This is a genomic window from Mesorhizobium sp. M1A.F.Ca.IN.020.06.1.1, from assembly GCF_004023265.1.
Classification (GTDB): domain Bacteria; phylum Pseudomonadota; class Alphaproteobacteria; order Rhizobiales; family Rhizobiaceae; genus Mesorhizobium.
Map to the genome: position 1 here is coordinate 1 of NZ_RZSR01000419.1, position 4973 is coordinate 4973.

Below are 4973 nucleotides of genomic sequence, written 5' to 3' on the forward strand. Positions count from 1 at the left end.
ATCTGCCGCTGCCCGGCGGCGGCAAGAATCCGGAACGCTCGGCGATCAAGCAGGTCGCGTCGGGGCGGTTCGGCGTGACGGCGGAGTATCTGGTCAATTCCGACGTCATGCAGATCAAGGTGGCCCAAGGCGCCAAGCCCGGCGAGGGCGGTCAGTTGCCCGGACACAAGGTCGACGCCACCATCGCCAAGGTCAGACACTCGACGCCAGGCGTCGGCCTGATCTCGCCGCCGCCGCATCACGACATCTATTCGATCGAGGATCTGGCGCAGCTCATCTACGACCTCAAGAACGTCAATCCGGCGGCTGATGTCTCGGTCAAGCTGGTCTCCGAAGTCGGTGTCGGCACGGTTGCGGCCGGCGTCGCCAAGGCGCGCGCCGATCACATCACCATTTCCGGCTATGACGGCGGCACCGGCGCATCGCCGCTGACCTCGCTCAAGCACGCCGGCAGCCCGTGGGAAATGGGCCTTGCCGAGACGCACCAGACGCTGGTGCTCAACGGCCTCAGGTCGCGCGTCGCGCTGCAGGTCGATGGCGGCCTGCGCACCGGGCGCGACGTCGTCATCGGCGCGCTGCTTGGCGCCGACGAATTCGGCTTCTCGACCGCGCCGCTGATCGCGGCCGGCTGCATCATGATGCGCAAGTGCCATCTCAACACCTGCCCGGTCGGCGTCGCGACGCAGGATCCGGTGTTGCGCAAGCGCTTCAAGGGCACGCCGGAACACGTCATCAACTTCTTCTTCTATGTGGCGGAAGAGGTCCGGGCGCTGCTCGCCGAGATGGGCTACACCCATCTCGACCAGATCATCGGCGACACCGAACTCCTGGAGAAGCGGGCGCTGATCCAGCACTGGAAGGCGCGCGGGCTCGATTTCAGCAAGATGTTCTTCAAGCCGGATGCGCCGCATGAGGCGGTGCACTGGACCGAGCGGCACAAGCATCCGATCGACGACGTGCTCGACCGCAAGCTGATCGAGTTGGCCAAGCCGGCGCTGGACGCCAGGCAGCCGGTCAGCATCGAGCTGCCGATCCGCAATGTCGACCGTTCGACCGGCGCCATGCTGTCGGGCGAAGTGGCAAAGCGCTTCAAGCACAAGGGCCTGCGCGAGGACACGATCTCGGTGAAGCTCACCGGCACCGCCGGCCAGTCCTTTGGCGCCTTCCTGGCGCGTGGGGTTTCGTTCGAGCTGGTCGGTGCGGCCAATGACTACGTCGGCAAGGGCCTGTCGGGCGGCCGCATCGTCATCCGCCCGCCGGAGAACACGAAGATCGTCGCCGCGGAGTCGATCATCGTCGGCAACACGGTGCTCTACGGCGCGACCGAGGGCGAGGCCTATTTCTGCGGCGTCGCCGGCGAGCGTTTTGCGGTTCGCAATTCGGGCGTCGCCGCCGTCGTCGAAGGCGTTGGCGACCATGGCTGCGAGTACATGACCGGCGGCATTGTCGTCGTCATCGGGCAGACCGGCCGCAACTTTGCCGCCGGCATGTCGGGCGGCGTCGCCTATGTGCTCGACGAGGTGGGTGATTTCGCCGAGCGCTGCAACATGGCGATGGTCGAACTGGAACCCGTTCCCGAAGAAGACGACCTGATGGAGAAACTGCTCCATCATGGCGGCGACCTCGATCACAAAGGCCGCGTCGACGTGTCCGGCGACATGACCAGCCATGATGAGGAGCGGCTCTATCAGCTGATCTCGAACCACGTCCATTACACGGGTTCGGTGCGCGGCCGCGAGATCCTCGACAACTGGGCGACTTTCCGGCCGAAATTCCGGAAGATCATGCCGGTCGAATACCGCCGCGCGCTGATCGAAATGGAACGCATGCGCATGGGCGTTGCGGCGGAATAGGTATTGGGATTGCCGGGAAGCCAAGCTTCCCGGGCGACGCCTTCATCAACAATCCTGGCCTCGGACTGAAGGTTGCCATGGCTGCCTTATGAGGTTAACGGGTGCGTCGTCGAGCGCGCCATCTGGACAGCAGGGACTGGACTATGGGCAAGGTAACAGGGTTTCTCGAGATCGACCGGCAGGTGCACAAGTACCAGCCGGCTTCCGACCGCATCCGGCATTTTCGCGAGTTCACGCTGCCGATGTCGGACAAGGAGGTCGAGAAACAGGCCGCGCGCTGCATGGATTGCGGCATTCCGTACTGTCACGGGCCGACCGGCTGCCCGGTCCACAACCAGATCCCGGACTGGAACGACCTCGTCTACAATGGCGACTGGGACAATGCGATCCGCAACCTGCATTCGACCAATAATTTCCCGGAATTCACCGGCCGCATCTGTCCGGCACCTTGCGAGGAAGCCTGCACGCTGAACCTCGAGGACATTCCGGTCGCCATCAAGACGATCGAGCAGGCGATCGCCGACAAGGCCTATGAAACCGGTCATATCCGGCCCTATCCGCCGGAAAGGAAGACCGGCAGGCGCGTCGCAATCATTGGCTCGGGGCCGGCCGGCATGGCGGCCGCCCAGCAGCTTGGCCGCGCCGGCCACGACGTTCACGTCTACGAGCGCGAGAGCCGGCCGGGCGGGCTGATGCGCTACGGCATCCCCGACTTCAAGATCGAGAAGCACTACATCGACCGGCGCATCGAGCAGATGCAAGGCGAGGGCGTGAGCTTCCATTGCGGGATCAATGTCGGTGTCGACAAGCCGGTGGCGGAGCTGCTCGCCGAGTATGATGCGGTGCTCTATTGCGGCGGTTCGGAAACGCCGCGCCCGGCCAACATTCCCGGCGACGATCTCGACGGCGTGCATGACGCGATGCCTTACCTGGTGCAGCAGAACAAGCGCATCGGCGGTGAGCCGATCCAGTCGGTGGCGTGGCCGTCGCCGCCGATCGTCGCGGGCGGCCAGCATGTCGTCGTCGTCGGCGGCGGCGACACCGCGTCCGACTGCGTCGGCACCGCCTTCCGCCAGGGCGCCGTTCGCGTCACCCAGCTCGACATCCGGCCGCAGCCGCCGGAAAAGGAAGACAAGCTTTCGGTCTGGCCCTACTGGGCGACGAAGATGCGCACCTCGTCCTCGCAGGCGGAAGGCGCCGAGCGCGAGTTCCAGGTGGCGACGCTCGAATTCATCGGCGAGGACGGCGCGTTGACCGGCGTCAAATGCTGCGAGGTCGATGAAAAGCGCAAGCCGATCGCCGGCACGGAATTCGTCATCCGTGCGGATCTCGCCTTCATCGCTATCGGCTTTGCCGGGCCGGCCGCCGTCGGGCCGGTGTCGGAACTGGCTGGCCAGATGAAGATCGCCATCGACAGCCGCCGCTCGAACAACGTCGAGGCCAATGATCGCGACTACAAGACCAGCGTCGAAAAGCTCTATGCGGCGGGCGATGTGCGCCGCGGTCAATCGCTGGTCGTCTGGGCGATCCGCGAGGGCCGTCAGGCAGCGCGTTCGATCGACGAGGCGCTGATGGGATCGAGCGTGCTGCCGCGCTGAGACCGTTTGGAAACGCTACTCCCGCGGCCATCTGAGGGCGCTTTGCCCTTCAGGTGTCCCGGGGGCAGGTTTACGGACGATCGCCGTGGTCGTTTCGGTTGTGGCCGCGGCCGCAGGCTGCCGCCTTGGCGGCCAAGAAAAATCGTCGGCGCGGCCGGGCGAAGCAGCGGGCGCCTTGCCCTCGACGACGAATTTTTCACCGGGCCCGGCTTGGCCGGCGCTGCGGCACCGAGGAGTTCCGAACCGCCGTCGAGTGCCGGTGATTTCGAGTCGGCGTCGGTAGCCGGGGCGGCGGCCTCAGTCTTTTCGTTCGAGGGTGGACTACGCTACTGGCCCAGTACCGGCAAGCATCGAAGGACCTTTACAATCATAAAGGTACGTCACCGGTCTCGCGGCTCACCTATGACGATCTAGACGCGCATTCGAGTGAAGTCTTCTTCAACGCGATCCACAATCCGACTGGCATTTTCGTAAAGGCCTCCTCGGTGCCGGCGGCATCAGGGAGGGTTTTCTCATGACGAGGACTTCTTACGGAAATGGGGGGCTACTCAAACACATTCAGTGATCAGCGCGGGGGCGGCGTCAGCTATTTCACCGCCGATCTTGGATATAATTTCTTGAACGCGCCGCGCTACCGCATCGGTGCTTTTGTTGGCAACAATTTCTGGCACGAGAGCTACGACGCTTTCGGTTGCACGCAGCAGGCGACCAACTGGAGGACCTGTGTGCCAACCGTCCCGACCTACGTCAACCTCATCAGCCAGGACAACGATTGGCATTCGCTGCGACTCGGCTTGGCCGGGCAGACGCAACTCACCGCGCGACTCAGCCTTTCTGGTGACGTGGCGTTCCTCTTCACGCGGCTCGACGGCAAAGATCAGCACCACATGCGCCCCAAGATCAAGCTAATTCCCGAAGACGGCGATGGGCATGGCGTCCAGCTCGAGGCGGTGTTGAACTACAAGGTCACGGATTTGTTCAACATCGGCGTCGGCGCCCGCTACTGGGCCGTGGCGAATAACGGCACGGCTCATTTCGAAGAGGCAATGGGCGGTCGTGGTTCCCCGCAGGCCGACGATTGGAAGGCAAAGCGCTACGGCGTGTTCGTGCAGGCCAGCATCAAGTTCAACTGAGAGAGCAAGAACCGGGGAGAGCGGCGATGCCACTCCAGCTCATTACGATCATTGGATCAACAGAAGGAAGTTTTCCGAAGAGTTCTGCAGGCGTGCGCAAAGTCGCCAGACAAAGTTCTCTGGTCCATAGTGTACGTGCCGTCACGCCCGTTCTCGACATGGTTGAATGATACGTCCCGCGCGATAGATCAAAGTCGTTCTTCATTGGTTTTCCGGAAATCGCGGGAGCACAGCGTGCAGTGACCCTCGGCTGCTGGTTTTCTGTCAACGCGCAGATGAGGGAGAATGAGCGTACAGCAAAAATCATCAGTGCTGTCGCTTTCGCCAAAGCCCGCCGCAGCTAAACGGGGCCCCACGTCCGGTAGCGCCCCTGCCGGTCACCTCACGGA

The 4973-nt window shown here is 63.5% G+C and carries 3 protein-coding genes and 1 pseudogene; 3 read left to right on the top strand and 1 reads right to left on the bottom strand.

Going from position 1 to position 4973, the window contains the following annotated elements; all coding sequences use genetic code 11:
- Both EOA60_RS18580 and EOA60_RS18585 read left to right on the top strand, forming a co-directional pair.
- On the top strand, positions 1 to 1853 hold a 1853-nt coding region (locus tag EOA60_RS18580), incomplete at its 5' end, for a glutamate synthase-related protein (protein ID WP_245502579.1).
- Positions 1854 to 1996: 143 nt separating this feature from the next.
- Positions 1997 to 3451: a glutamate synthase subunit beta gene (locus EOA60_RS18585; RefSeq protein ID WP_023798073.1), complete on the top strand. Its 1455-nt coding sequence runs from the start codon at positions 1997 to 1999 to the stop codon at positions 3449 to 3451.
- A 15-nt stretch (positions 3452 to 3466) separates the two neighbouring features.
- Here EOA60_RS18585 and EOA60_RS39090 read toward each other — a convergent pair.
- Positions 3467 to 3711, bottom strand: a pseudogene (locus tag EOA60_RS39090) (hypothetical protein); the annotation flags it as partial.
- Between the two features lie 276 nt (positions 3712 to 3987).
- On the opposite strand from EOA60_RS39090, the gene EOA60_RS18595 reads away from it, so the two are divergent.
- Entirely contained in the window at positions 3988 to 4584 is a 597-nt protein-coding gene (locus tag EOA60_RS18595; protein WP_091600473.1) for an omptin family outer membrane protease, read from the top strand.
- The last annotated feature ends 389 nt before the right edge of the window (positions 4585 to 4973 follow it).

Excerpts from the sequence above, each read along its gene's own strand:
- EOA60_RS18585 (WP_023798073.1), top strand. The coding sequence starts at position 1,997 with ATGGGCAAGGTAACAGGGTTTCTCGAGATCGACCGGCAGGTGCACAAG.
- EOA60_RS18595 (WP_091600473.1), top strand. The coding sequence starts at position 3,988 with ATGGGGGGCTACTCAAACACATTCAGTGATCAGCGCGGGGGCGGCGTC.